Annotated in this window: 14 protein-coding genes and 2 tRNA genes; 4 read left to right on the top strand and 12 right to left on the bottom strand. The window is 68.6% G+C overall.

Translation table 11 applies throughout. The features are described from left to right. Positions 1–67: 67 nt before the first annotated feature. Complete coding sequence (locus tag ACFPA8_RS05645) at positions 68–1555, bottom strand: catalase (protein WP_386443214.1); 1488 nt, start codon at positions 1553–1555, stop codon at positions 68–70. Between the two features lie 110 nt (positions 1556–1665). Here ACFPA8_RS05645 and ACFPA8_RS05640 point away from each other — a divergent pair, with 110 nt between their 5' ends. Further along, positions 1666–2082 carry a Fur family transcriptional regulator gene (locus tag ACFPA8_RS05640; protein ID WP_386443211.1) on the top strand — a complete coding sequence of 139 codons (417 nt, stop codon included), beginning with the start codon at positions 1666–1668 and terminating at the stop codon, positions 2080–2082. A gap of 193 nt (positions 2083–2275) precedes the next feature. On the opposite strand, the gene ACFPA8_RS05635 is transcribed toward ACFPA8_RS05640, so the two are convergent. The 4 genes from ACFPA8_RS05635 to ACFPA8_RS05620 all read right to left on the bottom strand — a co-directional run bounded on the left by ACFPA8_RS05635 (position 2276) and on the right by ACFPA8_RS05620 (position 7457). Then, a tRNA-Met gene (locus ACFPA8_RS05635) sits at positions 2276–2349 on the bottom strand. 107 nt (positions 2350–2456) lie between these two features. Beyond that, positions 2457–4130 (bottom strand): tetratricopeptide repeat protein, encoded by a 1674-nt coding sequence (locus ACFPA8_RS05630; RefSeq protein WP_465270229.1) that lies wholly within the window; start codon positions 4128–4130, stop codon positions 2457–2459. 281 nt (positions 4131–4411) lie between these two features. Then, positions 4412–4485 (bottom strand) — tRNA-Met (locus ACFPA8_RS05625). An 86-nt stretch (positions 4486–4571) separates the two neighbouring features. After that, complete coding sequence (locus tag ACFPA8_RS05620; protein WP_386443206.1) at positions 4572–7457, bottom strand: UPF0182 family membrane protein; 2886 nt, start codon at positions 7455–7457, stop codon at positions 4572–4574. Between the two features lie 111 nt (positions 7458–7568). Here ACFPA8_RS05620 and ACFPA8_RS05615 point away from each other — a divergent pair, with 111 nt between their 5' ends. Next, positions 7569–8141 carry a PPA1309 family protein gene (locus ACFPA8_RS05615; protein ID WP_386443203.1) on the top strand — a complete coding sequence of 191 codons (573 nt, stop codon included), beginning with the start codon at positions 7569–7571 and terminating at the stop codon, positions 8139–8141. A gap of 188 nt (positions 8142–8329) precedes the next feature. On the opposite strand, the gene ACFPA8_RS05610 is transcribed toward ACFPA8_RS05615, so the two are convergent. From ACFPA8_RS05610 to ACFPA8_RS05600, 3 genes are all read right to left on the bottom strand, one after another. Beyond that, positions 8330–9424, bottom strand: coding sequence for a YlbL family protein (locus ACFPA8_RS05610; RefSeq protein ID WP_386443200.1), 1095 nt, complete (start codon positions 9422–9424; stop codon positions 8330–8332). Between the two features lie 536 nt (positions 9425–9960). Continuing rightward, a complete protein-coding gene (locus ACFPA8_RS05605; RefSeq protein ID WP_386443197.1) occupies positions 9961–10419 on the bottom strand; it encodes a molybdenum cofactor biosynthesis protein MoaE in 459 nt (152 codons plus the stop codon). A 148-nt stretch (positions 10420–10567) separates the two neighbouring features. Beyond that, entirely contained in the window at positions 10568–11665 is a 1098-nt protein-coding gene (locus tag ACFPA8_RS05600) for an SDR family oxidoreductase (protein ID WP_386443194.1), read from the bottom strand. 252 nt (positions 11666–11917) lie between these two features. Here ACFPA8_RS05600 and ACFPA8_RS05595 point away from each other — a divergent pair, with 252 nt between their 5' ends. Further along, positions 11918–13474, top strand: coding sequence for a zinc-dependent metalloprotease (locus tag ACFPA8_RS05595; protein WP_386443192.1), 1557 nt, complete (start codon positions 11918–11920; stop codon positions 13472–13474). Next, on the top strand, positions 13471–14013 hold the full coding sequence (locus ACFPA8_RS05590) for an NUDIX hydrolase (RefSeq protein ID WP_386443189.1): 543 nt from the start codon (positions 13471–13473) through the stop codon (positions 14011–14013). Before ACFPA8_RS05595 ends, ACFPA8_RS05590 begins: the two co-directional genes overlap by 4 nt. Positions 14014–14126: 113 nt before the next feature. On the opposite strand, the gene ACFPA8_RS05585 is transcribed toward ACFPA8_RS05590, so the two are convergent. The 4 genes from ACFPA8_RS05585 to ACFPA8_RS05570 form a co-directional block, all read right to left on the bottom strand. Continuing rightward, the gene (locus tag ACFPA8_RS05585; protein WP_386443186.1) at positions 14127–14885 is read right to left on the bottom strand and encodes an AIM24 family protein; all 759 of its coding nucleotides are present in this window, start codon (positions 14883–14885) and stop codon (positions 14127–14129) included. Between the two features lie 19 nt (positions 14886–14904). Next, entirely contained in the window at positions 14905–15588 is a 684-nt protein-coding gene (locus ACFPA8_RS05580) for an AIM24 family protein (RefSeq protein WP_386443184.1), read from the bottom strand. Between the two features lie 10 nt (positions 15589–15598). After that, the gene (locus ACFPA8_RS05575; protein WP_386443181.1) at positions 15599–17260 is read right to left on the bottom strand and encodes a TerD family protein; all 1662 of its coding nucleotides are present in this window, start codon (positions 17258–17260) and stop codon (positions 15599–15601) included. Positions 17261–17332: 72 nt separating this feature from the next. Further along, on the bottom strand, positions 17333–17884 hold the full coding sequence (locus tag ACFPA8_RS05570; protein ID WP_386443178.1) for a M48 metallopeptidase family protein: 552 nt from the start codon (positions 17882–17884) through the stop codon (positions 17333–17335). Positions 17885–17972 lie beyond the last annotated feature (88 nt).

Genomic DNA, 17972 nt, shown 5'->3' with positions numbered 1-17972 from the left:
GCTCACCGACACACCGGAGGGACCGGAACGCATCCGGTCCCTCCGGTTCTTACGGCGAGCTGTCGGGTCAGCCGCGCAGGGCCTGGACCGCGGCCTCCAGTCGCTTGCCGTAGTCCTCATCCGCCTTGCGGAAGTTCTCGATGGCCCGCTGGGCGATGTCGTCCCGCGAAACCTGCGAGAGGAAGCCCGCCAGCGTGTCGATCAGACGCTGCTTCGCGTCCTCCGGCATCAGCCGGTAGAGGTTGCCCGCCTGGACGAAGTCGTCGTCCTCGGTGTGCGACGGCGTCACGTGGTCGCCGGTGACTCCGGAGACCGCGATCGGCTCCCACAGCGGCCGGTCCGTCTGAGCCGGGCCGCCGAAGCTGTTGGGCTCGTAGTTCTTCGCCCCACCGTGCCGGCCGTCGTACATCAGGCCGTCCCGGCCGTGGCTGTTCGCGGCAGTGGCATGCGGACGGTTCACCGGCAGGTGGTCGGCGTTGATGCCGACGCGGTAGCGGTGGGCGTCGCCGTACGCGAAGAGACGGCCCTGGAGCATCTTGTCCGGGGACGGGCCGATGCCGGGCACGAAGTGGTGCGGCGAGAAGATCGACTGCTCGACCTCGGCGAAGATGTTCTCCGGGTTGCGGTTGAGCTCCAGCTTGCCGATCTCGATCGGCGGGTAGTCCGCGTGCGGCCAGACCTTGGTCAGGTCGAAGGGGTTGAAGCGGTAGTTCGGCGCGTCGGCCGCGGGCATGATCTGCACCTGCACCGTCCACGACGGGTAGTCGCCGCGCTCGATGGACTCACGCAGGTCCCGCTGGTGGCTGTCCGGGTCCTTGCCCGCCAGAGCGTCTGCTTCCTCGTTGGTGAGGGTCTGGATGCCCTGGTCGGTCTTGAAGTGGTACTTGACCCAGAAGACCTCGCCGTCGGCGTTGTTCCACTGGAAGGTGTGCGAGCCGTACCCGTTCATGTGCCGGTACGTGGCGGGGATGCCGCGGTCGCCCATCAGCCAGGTCACCTGGTGCGTCGACTCGGGCGAGAGACCCCAGAAGTCCCAGACGTTGTCCGCCTCCTGCGAGCCCGTGTACGGGTCGCGCTTCTGGGTGTGGATGAAGTCGGGGAACTTGATGGCGTCCCGGATGAAGAAGACCGGTGTGTTGTTGCCGACGAGGTCGTAGTTGCCCTCTTCGGTGTAGAACTTCAGCGCGAAGCCGCGCGGGTCGCGGACCGCGTCGGGCGCACCGAGGTTGCCCGCCACCGTCGAGAAGCGCAGGAACGTCTCCGTCTGCTTGCCGACACCGGTGAGGAAGTCCGCCCGCGTGTACTGCGACATGTCCTTCGTGAGCGTGAAGGTGCCGTAGGCCCCGGCGCCGCGCGCGTGCACCACGCGCTCCGGAATGCGCTCACGGTTGAAGTGCGCCAGCTTCTCCAGCAGGAGCTGGTCCTGGATCAATGTGGGGCCGCCGGGCCCGGCGGTCTGGCTCTGCTGGTTGTCGGCGACCGGGGCACCGGACTCCGTCGTCAGCGGGCCGGTGGCCCTCTCCTGCACCGTCACGTCGTGCTCCTCCTGCTTCATGCCTGTGCTGAGCTGACCTCCGACCCTACATTGGACATTGTCTAAGTCAAGAAGGTGACTACTTCCATACGGGTTCTTTTCCCGGACCCCGGCACTGCTAGGCTTTACGCATGAGTGACCTGCTGGAGCGGCTCCGGGACCGTGGCTGGCGGCTCACCGCGCAGCGGCGAGTCGTCGCCGAGGTGCTCGACGGCGACCACGTGCATTACACGGCGGACGAGGTGCATGCCCGCGCTTCCGAGCGCCTGCCCGAGATCGCGCGTGCCACCGTCTACAACACGCTGAGTGAGCTCGTCTCCATCGGAGAGGTGATCGAAGTCAGCACCGACGGGCGTGCGAAGCGGTACGACCCCAACGCCCGGCACACGCACCAGCACCTCGTCTGCTCGCAGTGCGGCACCATCCGCGACGTGCACCCGTCAGGCGACCCGCTCGCCAACCTCCCCGAGACCGAGCGTTACGGCTTCACCATCGCGGACGCCACGATCACCTACCGGGGCACGTGCCCCCAGTGCACTTCCGCCTGAGCGCCGCGCCACGCATTCCACAGAACCCGCGTCACCTCCGCCGAGGTCGCGGGCGTTCTGCTCGAGTGCGCCCGCCGGCGTACGGCGTCCGCACCGGTGATCGCCACCTGCGCGGTGAAGGCCCCCGTGAGCGCCATCACGCGGACATGACGAAGGGCCCGGATCTCTGAGGATCCGGGCCCTTCATCTTCAGTAGCGGGGACAGGATTTGAACCTGCGACCTCTGGGTTATGAGCCCAGCGAGCTACCGAGCTGCTCCACCCCGCGCCGTTGTGCCGTAACTCTAACCCTGCTGCGACGACCAGCGCAAATCGCTTTCCCTACGCCCCCGACGTACCCGGGCGGCCCCGCGCACAAGGCGCAGGACCGCCCGGTCAGGCGGACAGATCCGACCGCAGCGCGTCACGCAGCTTGGCCGCACGCTCGGCCACCTCGGCCGGACCCAGCTCGACCGCCTGCGCGCACCAGTACTGCCCCTGCTCCAACTCGCCCCGCCGGGCACTCAGGAGCGCGAGACGGAGAGCGGCGCGTCCATGTCCCGCCTCGGCCGCCCGCGTCCACCACAGCGCAGCCTCCGGCTCACTGCCCTCGCGGGCCAGCAACAGGCCCAGGTTGAACGCCCCGTTGGGGCTTCCGGCCTCCGCCGCGGCGCGGTACCAGCGGGCGGCGTCGACGATCTCGCCGCGAGCCGCCGCGCACATGCCGAGCCGTACCTGAGCACGACGGTGGCCCTGCTCGGCTGCCCGCTCGTACCACTCCTCGTACTCCGGACGGCTGTTGAGCAGGTCGGTCGCACCGGCAGCGTCCTCCTGCGGCCTCCGGCGCTCGAGAAGCACACCGAGCCGGAAGGCGCCCTCGACGCTTCCACCGCCCGCAGCGCAGCGCAGCTGCCGCTCGGCGCCGTGCTCGTCGCCCTCGCGCATCAACGCGATGCCGACCTGCAGGGCAGCCTCGGCGTGACCTGCCGCGGCCGCCCTCGCGTACCAGACGCGTGCAGTGCGGTGGTCGCCGCGGCCCACGTGCAGGATGCCGAGGTTGAAGGCGGCGTCGATGCTGCCTGCCTCGGCCGCCTTGGAGAACCACGGCTCGGCACCGTCCGCGTCGCCGCGCTGCAGAAGCAGCACGGCGAGGGCGTTGGCGGCTTCGCGGTGACCCGCGTAGGCGGCACGGCGATACCACTGCTCGGCCTGTGCCGTACGGCCCTGCGCCGCACACAGCAGTCCGAGATTGAACGCGCCGTTGTCGCAGCCGGCTTCGAGAGCCACCCGGTACCAGCGTTCGGCGGCCTGGCGCTCACCGCGGTCGGCGTGCAGGGCACCAAGGGCGTTGGCGGCGTTTCCGTCACCGTCCTCCGCGGCCCTGCGCCACCAGACGGCCGCGCTCTCCTCGTCGCCCGCGTCGCGCAGCAGGAAGCCCAGCGCACACGCTGCCCGCGGCTCACCGTCCTTGGCGGACGTGAGATACCAGCGGCCGGCCTCCTTCAGCTCACCACGGCGCTCCAGGATCGCGCCGAGCCGCAGAGCGGCACGACGGTGACCGCGCGCGGCCGCCTGCCGGTACCACTGCTCCGCTTCCCCGCCGGCCTTGTCCGCGGCCTGTTCGCCCTCCTCCCCCTCGGCGGCCGGCACGGACGTTCGTGCGCTGACGATCTGAGCCAGGCGGTACGCGGCTTCTCTGTGCCCCTGCTCCGCGGCAGCACGGAACCACTTCTCGGCGCCGTCCTCACCGCGGTGCTCGAGGAGATCCGCGAGGGCGTAGGCGCCCAGCGGGTGGCCGCACTCCGCGGAGTGCAGCAGCCAGTAGTGCGCCGCGGGTTCGTCCCCGCGCTCACGGTGGTGCCTTCCCAGCGCGTGCGCCGCAGCAGCCGATCCGGCCACGGCGGCCACACGCCACCAGCCGGCAGCCTCCTCGGCGTAGCCGCGCTGGTGGAGCAGAACCCCCAGATTGTTCGCTGCGGCGCGGTCACCGGCAGAGGTGGCCGCACGCAGAGGCGCTTCGGCTCCGTCCAGGTCGCCGCGGCGCAGCAGTTGAGCCCCGAGGACGCTCATCGCTGCGGCGCCTTCGGTGTCGTTGTCAATACCAGTCCGGCTCGCGCCGGTCCTCGGTGGACCGTCGAGCCTCACCTTGTCCCCCATAAGCACCATCGTCGCACCACCCGCAACCCACGTACACCTGGAATACCACCACCAAGTGAGGTCACTTCAGAGGTTTGTCGACTTCCCGACAGAGAGACACCTCAAACCGCTTGCCACGAAAGGGTGTTGGGCGCTCGGCGTGTGGACAGAACGAAGGGCCCGGATCCTTGAGGATCCGGGCCCTTCATCTTCAGTAGCGGGGACAGGATTTGAACCTGCGACCTCTGGGTTATGAGCCCAGCGAGCTACCGAGCTGCTCCACCCCGCGCCGTTGTGATGACAACTCTACACCACGGCGCGGGGTGCTCCGCACACGGCAGTCCGGCCCCGGACCGGGGCCGGCAACGGCCCCGACTACTCCTTCTCTGCTTCCTCTTCGGCGTTGCGCGCGTCCTCGAGGGCGGCCTCGAGGTCGTCCTGCGCCTTGCCGTACTCCTTCCAGTCGCCCTTCTCGAGAGCGCGCTGGCCGTCGTCGTACGCCTCCTGCGCCTTCTGCAACGCTTCCTGAACGGTCGCGTCACCGGACGCCGGCGGTTCCTCCGGCGGCTGGTCGGGTTCCTCACCCTCGTCCGCGTCGCCCTTGGCGTCGAAGACCTTGTCGAGGGCCTGGCCCAACGTGTTCTCGAATGCGATGCGTTCGCCGTAGGTGACGAGAACCTTCCTCATCCGCGGGTAGTTGGTGCCCGCACCGCGCACGTACACAGGCTCGATATAGAGCAGGCCGCCCTCCAGAGGCACCGTCAGGAGGTTGCCGTACTCGATCTCGGAGTCACCCCGTTTGAGGAGGTTGAGCGACTCGGCGATCGCCGGATCGGAGTTGAACTTGCTCTGCACCTGCGAGGGGCCGGAGACAGTCGTGTTCGACGGCAGCCTCAGCATCTTGATCTTGCCGTACCCCGAGCTGCGGGGATCGGCGTCGATGGCCATGAACGCGCCGAGCGTCTCCCGCTTGTTGGGGTTGAAGGTCGTCGTCAGCGAGAACGTCTGCTTCTTCTCGTCGGGCATCTGCAGACTCAGGTAGTACGGCGGGACCGCGTTGCCCTTGTGCGTCGGGTCGTCAGGAATCTGCCAGCGCTCACTGCCGCTGTAGAACTGCGACGGGGACGTGACGTGATAGCGGGTCAGCAACTCGCGCTGCACCTTGAACAGGTCCTGCGGATAACGCAGGTGGTCCATCAGGTCGCCGCCGATCTTGCTCTTCGGCTTGACCGTGTCCGGGAACGCCTTCATCCAGGTCTTCAGCACCGGGTCCTTCTTGTCCCACTGGTACATGTCGACCTTGCCGGAGTACGCGTCCACCGTCGCCTTGACGGAGTTGCGGATGTAGTTCACCCGGTTCTGCCGTGCGACCACCGCACGCTGGCCGTCCCTGGTGAGCGAGTCGGCGGTCGTGTCTCCCAGCGTCGTACGCGAGGAGTACGGGTAGCCGTCCGAGGTCGTGTAGGCGTCCACGATCCACTTGATCCGGCCGTCGACGACCGCCGGGTACGGGTCTCCGTCGATCGTCAGCCAGGGCGCGACGGCCTCTATCCGCTCCTTGGGCGTCCGGTTGTAGAGGATCCGGGAGCCTTCACCGATCGCTCCGGAGTAGAGGATCTGCGGCTCGTTGAAGCTCACGGCGTACGCGGCGCGGTTGACCGGGTTGGACAGGTTCACACCGCTCTTGCCGGTGTAGGTGTAGGTCTTCTCGCCCTCGTCGTCCGCGTAGTCGAGTTCCTTCTGCGGACCGCCCACGATCGAGTACTGGTTGGTCTTCTCGCCGTAGTAGATGCGTCCCTGGTACTTGCCCAGACTGCCCTTGGGCGGAAGGTCCTGCTCGGTGAAGGCCGGCGCACCGTCCTTGTCCACCGTGGTGCCCTTGGCGGCGACCATTCCGTAGCCGTGGGTGTACTTGAAGTGCTCGTTGATCCAGTTCTTCTCCGGGATGCCCTCGGTGTTGATCTCCCGGAGACCGACGACGGTGTCCTGCTCCTTGCCGTCCTCGGTCTTGTAGCGGTCGACGTCGAGCGTCGCGGGGAACTGGTAGTAGCCGCGGACCTGCTGCTTCTGCTGGAAGGTCGGCGAGACCACGTTCGGGTCGAGGAGGCGCGTGCTCGCGGTGTCGTCGGCGGCCTGGCGCAGCTCCTCCTTGCCCTTCTTGCTCGTCCCCGAATAGTCGCTGACCTGCGAATCGTTGATGTCGTAGGCGTCGCGCGTCGCTTTGATGTTCTTCTCGATGTACGGCGTCTCTTTGGCCTGCTCGTTCGGCTGCACCTGGAACTTCTGCACTATCGCCGGGTAGAGGCCGCCGATCAGGATGGCCGAGAGCACCATCAGGCCGAAGCCGATGACCGGCAGCTGCCAGGTACGGCGCCAGATGGTGGCGAAGAAGAGCAGTGCGCAGATGATGGCGATGCAGAAGAGGATCGTCTTCGCCGGCAGGTAGGCGTTGGCGTCGACGTACTTCAGGCCGGTCCAGTTGTCGGTCGCCTTGAAGTCGCCGGACTTCACGGCCAGCCCGTAACGGTCCAGCCAGTACGCGACGGCCTTGAGAGCGACGAAGAAGCCCAGCAGCACGGACAGATGCCCGGTTGCCTGCGCGGTCGCCCGGGCGCCCGGAGTGGTGATGCGGAGCCCGCCGTAGAGGTAGTGCACGAGTGCGGCGGCGATCAGCGACAGCACGACCGCTGCGAAGCCGAAGCTGAGCAGGAAGCGGTACCAGGGCAGGTCGAAGGCGTAGAACGAGATGTCCTTGCCGAAATGCGCATCCGTCTTGCCGAACGCGACGCCGTTGACCCACATCAGCCACGTGCGCCACTGTCCGGCGGCCGACGCCCCGGCGATCAGCCCGACGAGCGCCGTGACGCCCAGCAGCACCCACTTCTTGTAGGGGGCGATGCTCATGCGGTACCGGTCGAGGCTCTGCTGCTCCAGCGACATGGCGCTGAGCGGCGGACGCAGCCTGTGCGCGAGCCAGATGTTGAGTCCGACAGCCGTGGACATCAGCAGACCGAAGAAGGCGAACATGCCGACCTTGGTCCACAGGGTCTTGGTGAAGACCGAGCTGTACTGCACCGAGCGATACCAGAGCCAGTCGGTCCAGAACCCGGCGAACATGACGAACAGCATGGCCAGCACCGCGAGCACGCCCACTGTCATCAGCAGCGTACGGGCACGCCGGGACGGGCGGCCCACTCTGATCCGTGGCCCTGAGGGACCGCCTGAGCCCCGGTCCGGCATCTGGAAAGCCAAGGTGCGCACCTCGAAGATCGCAGTGAATGAGGACGGGCCCGCATAGTAGGCCCACTCATGCAACTTAACGAACCTTTACCCAGTTCCCGATCCCGGGGTGGAAGGCGGCACGATATAGGGATGGACAACCTTTCAACCGACGGCACGCCCCTGGCCTCCAACCCGCTCACCCAGGCGGTGCTGGAGCTCGACGAGTACGCGGCGGGCCTCGGCTGGGACCAGCCCAGCCGCCTCTTCGCCCTGGTCGACACCGCTCAGCTGCGCGAAGAGGAACCCGAACTGGCCGGACAGCTCGGCTTCGACGACACCGGCAGGCCGGGCACATCGCTCACGCCGGTGGAACAGGACGAACTCCCCACGGGAGCCCCGCTCGACGAGTTCCTGGCGACCATCGCCTGGCCTGACTCCGTGGCGGGCTGCGCGATGACAGTGGAACGGCTGATGCTGCCGCAGTCCGCCGAGGACGCCATCCCCGAGGAACTGCAGAGCGAGGGGGCCGAGGACCAGCTCACGCGGTGGGTCGCCGAGCATCCCGAGCGGCAGGAGGTCCGTATGACGGTTGCGGTGCTCCGCGACGGCACACGGGAGTCGGCTCTGCGGCTGCGGGAGAAGGACGCCTCGACAGAGGTGCTCACGGGAGCCGGCCTGGTCCCCGGGCTTGCGGAGGCACTGGCGGCGACGTTCGAGGAGTGACTGCGGTCGCGGAGTCGCACGGGCACTCACTGCGCGTGGACGGGCAGTGAGTGCAGCCCGAGCACGGGGGCCGAGGCACGCACCGGACCGGGGCACGGGAACGTGCACGGAGTACGCATGAGCGGGGGCCCTGGGCTTCGTCCGGGGGCCGCGCTCCCACAGGGGGAGCGCGCAGAAGGGCGCAGCCGTCAGCTCGCCTTGCACTTCGGAAGCGCGGCGGTGTCGTCCTTGCGGATCTTCGTCAGAGCGTCCATGGCGTCGCCGATCGTGCCGGTCTTGACCAAGGTGAGGCCCGCGGGCCTGTCCTTGGCCGCCGAGGGACAATTGTCCTCGGGGGTCAGGAAGAACTTGGCGCCTTTGGCCCGGGCGGCCACCGTCTTCATCTGGATGCCGCCGATGGCCCCGACCTTGCCCTTGTCGTCGATCGTGCCTGTACCTGCGACGAACGAGCCGCCCGTCAAATCTTCGCGGGTCAGCTTGTCGACGATGCCGAGCGAGAACATCAGTCCGGCGCTCGGGCCGCCGACGTCGGCGAGCTTGATGTCGATGTCGAAGGGGAAGGCGTGCCCGATCGCGGGCTGAATGCCGACTATGGCCCGTCCGTCGTCCTCGGCCTTCTTCGTGCCGACGGTTATCCGGGTCTCGTCACGCGAGGACAGCTTCTTCCCGGCCTTCTCCGCGGCCTCGGCCTTGGCCGCCGGAACGATGGTGAAACGGACCTCGTCCCCCGGCTTGCGCTTGGTGATGACCGACGCCACGTCCTTGGGGGCCGTCACCTTCTTGCCGTCGACAGCGCGGATGACATCCCCGGCGTGCAGCTTGCCCTGCGAGGCCCCGCCCTTGACCACGGAACCGACGATGACGTACGAGGGCACCTTGATCTTGAGTTCCCTGAGCGCCGAGACCTTCGCGCTCTCCTGGGAGGCGCTGAACTCCTCGGCGTTCTCCTCGTCGACCTCCTTGGCCGACTTGTCCTCCGGGTAGAGCGTCGAATGCGGTACGACCGCACTGTCGTGCTGGAGCCAGCCGCTGACCGCCTCCGCCAGGTTCATCCGGTAGTCGGCGCCCGTGACGCGGACCGTCGTCATGTTCAGATGGCCCGACGTCTCGTACGTCTTGCGGTCCTTGATGTTGAGCACCGGTTCACCGTCGTGCTCACCGAGCGTATTGACAGTGGGGCCCGGCGACATCTCTGCGTAAGGGACCTTGATCAGCACCCCTGCACAGAGCAGACCTATCAGCAGCAGCGTGGATGCGAGCATCGTCGCGGTGCGGCGTGGCATGGCACGACAGTACGGGATCGCACAGTCATTCGGCTGTCCGGGCCGGTCTGTCCGGCGTCGGACGGGACCCCTGCCCAAACGTTTCCGTGGCGGAATCGCGCCCCGCCGAATGTCCGGCTTCTTCGTCCCGTGAACGCTCCATGGCGGCGCGGAAACGCTCGTAACCAGCGACTCCCGCCGAGTCCGGCATGCCGGTACGGCGCCGGCTCGCCCAGCTGCTCCACACGCCGGCAGCGACAGCCGCAAGAATCGGAATCAGCAACCACGAGAGTGCTGCCACGAAGACCTCCCGACCCCTTGTGAACACGTCGCCCGACGGACATCAGCCGAGCACAACGGCCGATGAGCAGATTAACTCTCGGCAGGACAACGCTCTTTCGCGGGGCCCGGTTACGCAAGCGGAACATGCCCTGCGCGGGGTCTCCTTCGCCTGCCACGGTGACGGCTGTACGCCATACCGCCCACCCGGGTTCCGGAACGACAGCGCTACGCGCCGACCCTCCCACCCGTCACCCAGCCACCCCGAATGGACAGCGCTACGCGCCGACCCATTCTTCTGTGCCGTCCGAGAAAGTCTGGTGTTTCCAGATCGGGACCTCGTGCTTGAGGTTGTCGATGAGGCGGCGGCACGCGTCGAACGCCTCGCCGCGGTGAGGGCAGGAGACCGCCACGACGACTGCGAGGTCCCCCACCTCCAACTCGCCCACCCGATGCACGGCTGCGAGCGCTCGCACAGGGAAATCGGCGGCCACCTTCTCCGCGACCCGGCGCAGCTCGGCTTCGGCGGTCGGATGCGACGAATACCCCAGACGAGTGACGTCCTCGCCACCGTCATGGTCGCGGACCGTCCCCACGAAGAGTGCGGTGCCTCCCGAGGACGCGTCGCCCACGGCAGCGAAAACCTCGTCCACGGAGAGGGGGGTCTCCCGGATACCGAGCAACCGGATCGGGTCCGCCGCCGCCTGTTCACCGGGGTGATCGAACTTCTGCGCCATGCCTTCATGCTGCCCTACGCCTCACACCAGCGGAACCGGGTGCAGCCGCGCGGCCGGGGCCGTCCCCCTCTGCGTACCCGCACCGGCAGGGCACCGTCGCGCGAGGTGCGGCAGGCTGCGGCGGCCGGCGAGCGGGCGCGTCGCGCGCCTACAGCCCGCGACGCTTGCGCGCCCTGCGCACGAGAGCGGCCGTGCCCAGCAGAGCGACTGTCGCGCCCGCACCCGCTGCGGTGGCCGCCTCTGTACGTCCCAGCCGGCGTCCGGCGAGGGTGTGGCGTCCGGCGACTTCCTCCAGCAGCTCCGCCAGCACCTCTTCGTTCGTCCAGCGAGGCCGCCAGCCCGCGTCGTGCAGTCGTGATCCGGACACGACCCAGGGGTGCATGGTGTACGCCAGATCGCCCGCAGGTGAGGGCGTCAGCCCCAGCCGGTGCAGTCGGGAAGCCGCGCCCAGAGCGACCGCCGAGGGCAGCTCCATGCGCCGGATCCCGGTCAGCTCCTCGACCTCCTCCTGCTCCAGCCACCCGTCGCAGCCGACGGCGAACTCGCCGTCGACCTTCTCCAGCACCGCGTACTCCAGGGCACCGACGAGGTCGTCGACGTGGCAGAACTGCCAGCAGGGACGGGAGTCGGCGACCACCAGCAGCCGCGGTGATTCGAAGTAGCGGGTCAGGGCGGTGTCCATGCCCGCACCCACGAGCACCGAGGGGCGTACGACGGTCACGTTGAGTCCGGGGTGCGCCCGGGGGGCACGGCGGGCGAGCCGTTCGATCTCCAGAAGATCGCCGACGGCGGTCGCCTCGGCGGTGGCGCGCAGTTCGGCGTCCTCGCTGAGCGGTACGTCGTTGTCGGGAAGGGCGCCGTAGACCATCGTCGACGTGCACAGCACGACACGTCGCACACCTGCTGCCGCCGCTGCCGTGAGCACCGTCTGCGTGCCGCGCACGTTGAGTGCGGTCCGGGCGGTGGGGTCGGTCTCCAGATCGAGATCGAGGGCGAGATGGACGACGACGTCCACCGGGTCCCCGTCGTTGCGGAGGCGGTCGGCGATGGCGGGGTCGCGGACGTCCAGCGTGTGCCACTGCGCCTCGCTGACCTCACCTCGGCGTTCGTCGAGGGCGATGACGCGCTTGATCTCCTCCGAAGCGGCAAGCCGCTCCGTCAGCAGCGCCCCGACCCCCGAGGCGGCGCCCGTCACGGCGACGGTTGGGGTTCGCGCTGCGCGAACGTTGCTCTCGGAGGAACTCACCGGTCGTCTCCAGCGGTTGTTTCTGGTAGGAGGTGCGCAGGCTCCATCCTGCCTGACGGGTGTCTAGGCTGGAGGTGGAGCCGACGAGATCCGTGCAGAATCGCGTATATCCCGATTGGTCCCCTTCGGCCAGCCGGTCCAGTCCAACGTAGTCCACCAGCTCGTTCCTGCGAGCCAACGTCAGCGCACCGTCCGGCGAGATCTGCAGGACATTGCACGCACCAGACCCACGAGACAGAGCCGAGGAAACCCGTGAGTGACTTCCCATTCGGATTCGGCGTACCTCCCGAGGAGCCCGAAGACGGGGACGAGGGCAAGAAGAAGGGTGAGGGCGCCGGCCAGGGTGGCCAAGGTGGTCAGAGCGGTCAGGGCGGCGGCCAGGGCGGCCGCGGCGGGGCCCCCGGGCCCTTCGGGTTCGGCGGGGTCCCGGGTGGATCCGGCGCCGACAACCCGCTTGCAGCGATGTTCGGTTCGCTCGGCGGCGGTCAGGGCGGCATGGACCCCAACGACCTCGGTGCCGCCTTCCAGAAACTCGGCCAGATGCTCTCCTACGAGGGCGGCCCGGTGAACTGGGAGATGGCCAAGGACATCGCCCGGCAGACCGTCGCAGCCGGGCCGCCCGGCCATGACGCTCTTCCGGAGGGTTCGGAGAAGGCCACGAAGGACGCCAGCATCGGCCCGAGCGACCGCGCCGCGGTCGAGGAAGCCGTCCGGCTGGCAGACCTGTGGCTGGACGGTGCGACGTCCCTGCCGTCCGGCTCCGGCACCGCGGAGGCGTGGAGCCGTGCCGAGTGGGTCGAGCTGACGCTCCCCGTGTGGAAGGACCTGGTCGACCCGGTCGCCGAGCGCGTCGGTGCGGCCATGGGGGACGTGCTGCCCGAAGAGATGCAGGCCATGGCCGGTCCGCTGCTCGGGATGATGCGCTCCATGGGCGGCGCGATGTTCGGTACGCAGATCGGTCAGGCCCTGGGCGTACTCGCGGGCGAGGTGGTCGGCTCGTCCGACATCGGACTGCCGCTGGGCCCGCCCGGAAAGGCCGCGCTGCTGCCGGGGAACATGTCCGTGCTCGGTGAGGGGCTCGGCGTCCCGCAGGATGAAGTCCGGCTGTATCTCGCGCTCCGTGAAGCCGCCCATCAGCGGCTCTTCGCCCACGTGCCGTGGCTGCGGTCGCATCTCTTCGGAGCAGTCGAGGGGTACGCCCGGGGCATCAAGGTCGACACCTCCAAGCTCGAGGACGTGGTCGGCCAGTTCGACCCGCAGCGGCCCGAGGAACTGCAGGAAGCACTCCAGCAGGGCATGTTCCAGCCTGAGGACACACCGGAGCAGCAGGCCGCGAAGGCACGGCTGGAGACGGCTCTCGCCCTGGTGGAGGGCTGGGTGGACGCGGTGGTTCACGCGGCCGCCGAGCCTCACCTGCCGTCGGCTTCAGCTCTCCGGGAGACGCTGCGCAGGCGCCGGGCCTCGGGCGGGCCCGCGGAGCAGACGTTCGCCACCCTGATCGGGCTGGAGCTGCGTCCCCGCAGGCTCCGCGACGCGTCCCGGCTGTGGGCCTCGCTGACGGACGCCAGGGGCGTGGACGGACGCGACGGGCTGTGGGCCCACCCCGACATGCTGCCCACCGCGGCCGACCTGGACGATCCGGACGGCTTCGTGCACAGCGAGAACGCCGACTTCTCCGAACTGGACAAGATGCTGGGGGACGCCGCCGAGGGGGCCGGCAGCGGCAAGAGCTCCGCGAGCGAAGACTCCGGCGCGAGCGGCGGCGAGGGCAACGGCGACGACGACACCGACACCGACGGGAAGAAGTGAACCTGCTCGAGGACGCCGCGCGGACACTGACTCGATGGCCTGCCCCCGACGAGGGCCAGGAGCGCTTGCGCGGCGACTACGTCCGTCATCTGCGGTCCCACCCGGACGGCATGTGGAAGGCGTGCAAGGACGGCCACATCACGGCCAGTGCCCTTGTGATCGATCCGGGAGGGGCCCGCGTCCTGCTGACGCTGCACCGCAAGTTGCGGATGTGGCTCCAGATGGGCGGGCACTGCGAGCCGGAGGACGCAACGCTCGAGGAGGCCGCCCTGCGGGAGGCCTCGGAGGAGTCGGGCATCGGCGGTCTGACGCTGATGCCGGGCGGGCCGGTGCGGCTCGACCGGCATCAGACGCCGTGCGCCTGGCACTTGGACGTCCAGTACGCGGCGCTGGCGCCTGCGGGCTCGCTGGAGCAGGTGAGCGAGGAGTCGCTGGAGCTGCGCTGGTTCGGCTACGACGAAGTCGCGGCTGTTGCCGACGAGTCGGTGGTCCGGCTCACGGAGCACGTACGCGCCATGGTCGGGAACAGGGCGGACTGAGCCCGGCTGTGCTGGGCTGAACCAGCACAGCCGGGATGCCCGGTCTCGTTTGGGGGGGGGCCGGTCTCCTAAGGGACTCGGTCTCCCCACAGGACCCCGGATCGTCGGCCTGCTCAGTTGGTGAAGATGTTTCCCTGGTTCTGGCCGGCCGCTCCGTGCGGGCCCATGCCGTACTGCGCGCGGAGTCCCTGGCCGACCACGGCATTCTGGGGAGGGAGCAGTTCGCTCGGCTGGACGAGGGCGTACCCCTGGCCCATGAAGCTCAACTCCCAGCCCTCGCCGGTGTTTCCGCGGCGACGCCACACCTGGGAAGCGCTGGTCTGCGCCTGCATCTGTACGCGCAGGGAGCTCGACCAGGCGACGACCGCGTCGGCATCCGCGTTCGAGTAGGCGTCCGGCGAGACGCGCATCATCAGGGGCAGGCCGGAGGTCATCAGCGCGACCTTGCCCTGCCCCGTGATGTTGAGGTTGTACTTGCCGGACCCGGAGACACCGAACTGGCTGTCGACCGCGATGACTTCCCAGTGCAGGTGGGAGTCGAGGGCGAGGACGTAGGCGCTGTCGACGGTCAGGCCGTCGCGTTCGACGTCGACCACGTGCACGTGCTGGGCGAGGTTGGCGAGATAGACGGTTCCCTGCCCGGAACAGCGCATCAGGTCGAGGCCTTCGCCCGTCCTCGCTCTCGCGCGCCGCTGCTGAGGCGTCTGGTACTCCCCGTCGAACTCCAGCATTCCCTGGTAGGCGACCATGCTGCCCTTGCGGGCGAGCACGTCCTCATGGCCGGTGAGGGAGACGCGCAGCAGCTTCGGGTTCTGCAGTGTGTAGCGGTCCTGGCTCTGGACCTCGGTGTAGCCGAAAAGCGGGCTCTGCATGATCCTTCGTCCTCCCCCGTCAGCCTCGTGCCCGCAGGCGGTCGGCGCTGTCCTCGCTCGGTTGTACGACGACGAATCCCTGGCCGGAGAAGCCCAGTTGGTAGGCCTCACCGCTGCCCCGCCCGATCATCGAGGACGCCTTGAAGCTGCGCTTCCCCTTCATCTTCAGATGCGTCGACCAGGCCACGAGGGCGTCGGGGTCCACGGACGTCTCGTCCTCGCCGCGGCCGCAGTCGACGACGACGGGCTGGCCACGGGTGGTCAGAGCCACCCAGCCGGTGCCGGAGACCGCCACGTTGAAGAGGCCCTGGCCTGCGAACTTCGCCATGCCCTTCACCCGTTGCACTCCCCATTCGAGATGGGCGTCGAAGGCGAGAAGGTTCGTGCCGTTGACGGAGATGCTCTCGTCGTTGAGGTTCAGGACGACGACGTTCGCACCGTAGTCGGCCAGGTAGAGCAGGCCGTCGCCGTGGCAGCGCATGAGCGGCGCACCTTCGCCGGTGAGCCACTGGGAGGCCCGCTGACGCACCGCCGGCGGGTTGGGCTCGTACTGCACGAAGCCCTCGTAGGCGATCATCGAACCGACGCGGGCGAAGAGATCGTGGCCGCTCTGCATGACGACCTTGAGCATGTGCGGCCCGTGGTTCTCCATTCGGGCGACGGGCTGGGACGGGGCGTAGCCCGCGATGAGCTGCTGATCCATGACGGGCTCCTCACACCTCGTAGGGCTGGACGACGATGAAGTTTCCGGGCGCACCGCGGAACTGGAGGTTCACTGTCTCGCCGCTGTGCCCGGGATAGGCCTGACGGCGAAGCCGGACCTGGCTGGAGACGATGACCTGGGCCGCCGCGGACCAGGCGACGACGGCATCGGCGTCGGCGAAGGTGGTGGGGGTGACCGGAAGGACCACAGGCGGGCCTTGAGTGGTGACGACGACGGTGCCCGTGCCCTGGAAGACCATCGTGAAGAGCGCGCCGCCGGGGATGCCGTGGCCCTCGATCCTGCGCACCTCGTACTGAAGACCCTCGTCGAACGCGAGGACGTGGTCCGCCGAGACGCAGATCGAGTCTCCCTGCAACTCGATCGGGTGGAGAGTCGCGGCCTCCTCCGCGAAGAAGACCTGGCCCCCGCCGGTGCAGCGCATCAGCTGCATCTCCTGGCCGGTGGCGTTGCCGACGATCCGGCCGCGGAAGCCCGCCCCCTTGTAGCTGAAGTCGACCTTCCCCTGATAGAGGACCATGCTGCCCTGGCGGGCGAGGACGGGCTGGCCGTCGATACCGAGATCGACGCGGGTCAGCTGCTCGTTCTGCAGCGTCCAGCGCTGGCCCGTGGGGGCCTCGCGGTACTTGTCGAGCGTGACGCCCATGCCGGCGGCGGGTCCCTGGGGTATCTGCGGGGCCTGAGCGGCGAAGGGGGCCTGGGGTGCCTGGGGCGCCTGCGGGGCGAACGGAGCCTGTGGCGCGTGTGGTGCTTGAGGCGCCTGCGGAGGGCTGTACGTCTGCGCAGGGGGAGCCTGTTGCGGGGGCGGTCCCGGCGGGCCGGGAGGCGCCGGCTGGACGGGCGGGGCCTGTCCGGGGGAGAAGGCGTCGGGGGCGGCGATCGTCGGAGCGGAGGCGTGTGCCGCCGTCCCCGGAGCCGGAGCTCCCTGCGCGGCTGCCGGTTGTGGTGCACCGAAGGTCGGAGCCTGCTGCGGTGGGGCGCTCGCGGCGGGTGGAGTGCTCGCGGCCGGAGCGGGCGCGCCGTCACCCGCGCCTGCCGGTGGCGCGAAGCCCGGTGCCTGCGTGGCACCTCCCGGAGGCGCGAAACCCGGAGCCTGAGCGGGTTCTGCCGCTGCCTGCTCCTCTTCTTCCAGGACCTCGCCGCCGAAGTTGCGCAGCAGCGCGTCGAGGCCGCCGTCGAAGCCCTGGCCCACGGCGGCGAACCGCCACTCGTCCTTGAAGTAGAAGTCCCCGAGCATCACGGCGCGTTCGGTACTGAACTCCGAGCCGTCGAACGAATACCGCGCCACCTCTTCACCGCCGGCGACTATCCGGATGTAGCCCGCCCCGGCCTGGGACATCTGGCCGTCACCGTCGAGAGCGGCGGTGAACGAGAGACGCTTGATCTGCGAAGGGATCTTGTCCAGCGTCACCCGGAACGACTCCGTGTCGCCTGCCTGTTCGCCGAGTTGCTGCAGCGACTCCTCCGGCGACTTCGGCTGGTTGAAGAAGATGAAGTACCGGTCGTCGGAGAGCCGTTCGTCGGCGTCGAGCCCGAAGCAGCTGATGTCGAAGGAGAGTCCGGGACCGGCGATCTGCACACCCACGTACAGATCCCGCCCGGCTGTCAGATCACTGATCTTGGCCTTGTGGCCGCGCTGGAATTCCCTGGCCATACGTAACGACCGTCCCCCCGTCCGCAGATGCATGTCGCTGAAAACGTCAGGTTATCCAATGGAACGCGGAGTTCACTCGTCGCGTGCGGCAGGAAGATGGGGAAGCCGGTCGGCGGCGACGACTCCCTCCAGAAAGCCACGCGCCCGCTCCGTACGCGGATAGACGTCCAGCAACTGCCAGAACCGCGGGCCGTGTCCGGGCACGAGAAGGTGTGCGAGTTCGTGCAGGAGGACGTAGTCGACGACGTATTCAGGCATGCCGCGCAGACGGTGCGAGAGCCGGATGCTGCCCTCTGCGGGCGTGCAGGAACCCCATCGGGTGTTCTGATTGGTGACCCAGCGCACAGACGCGGGCTGCGCGCGGCCCTCCAGATACTGTTCGGAGAGCTGGGCGGCGCGTGCGGCCAGCTCACTGTCCCCCAGAAGGCGCTTGCTCTCCTGGGCCGCCAGCTTGTCGAGCATGACACCGACCCAGCGCTGTTCCTCGTCCGGAGACATCCGGGCAGGGATCATCACGACGGTGCGGTCACCCTCGCGATAGGCGGAGACCGTACGTCTGCGGCGCGCGCTGCGACGCACTTCGACCGCCTGCTGGCTGGTGCTGTTCAGCGGGTCGGCGGGCACGCATCGACGTTACCCGCTGACACTGACGGAAGTCCCACCTCCGGTCGGGTTCGAGGCATTTACCCCGATACGCACTCGCTTCATACGA

Origin of the sequence: Streptomyces ovatisporus (assembly GCF_042653885.1) — a bacterium.
Lineage (GTDB): Bacteria > Actinomycetota > Actinomycetes > Streptomycetales > Streptomycetaceae > Streptomyces > Streptomyces ovatisporus.
This window is presented reverse-complemented; position numbering and strand designations above follow the sequence as displayed.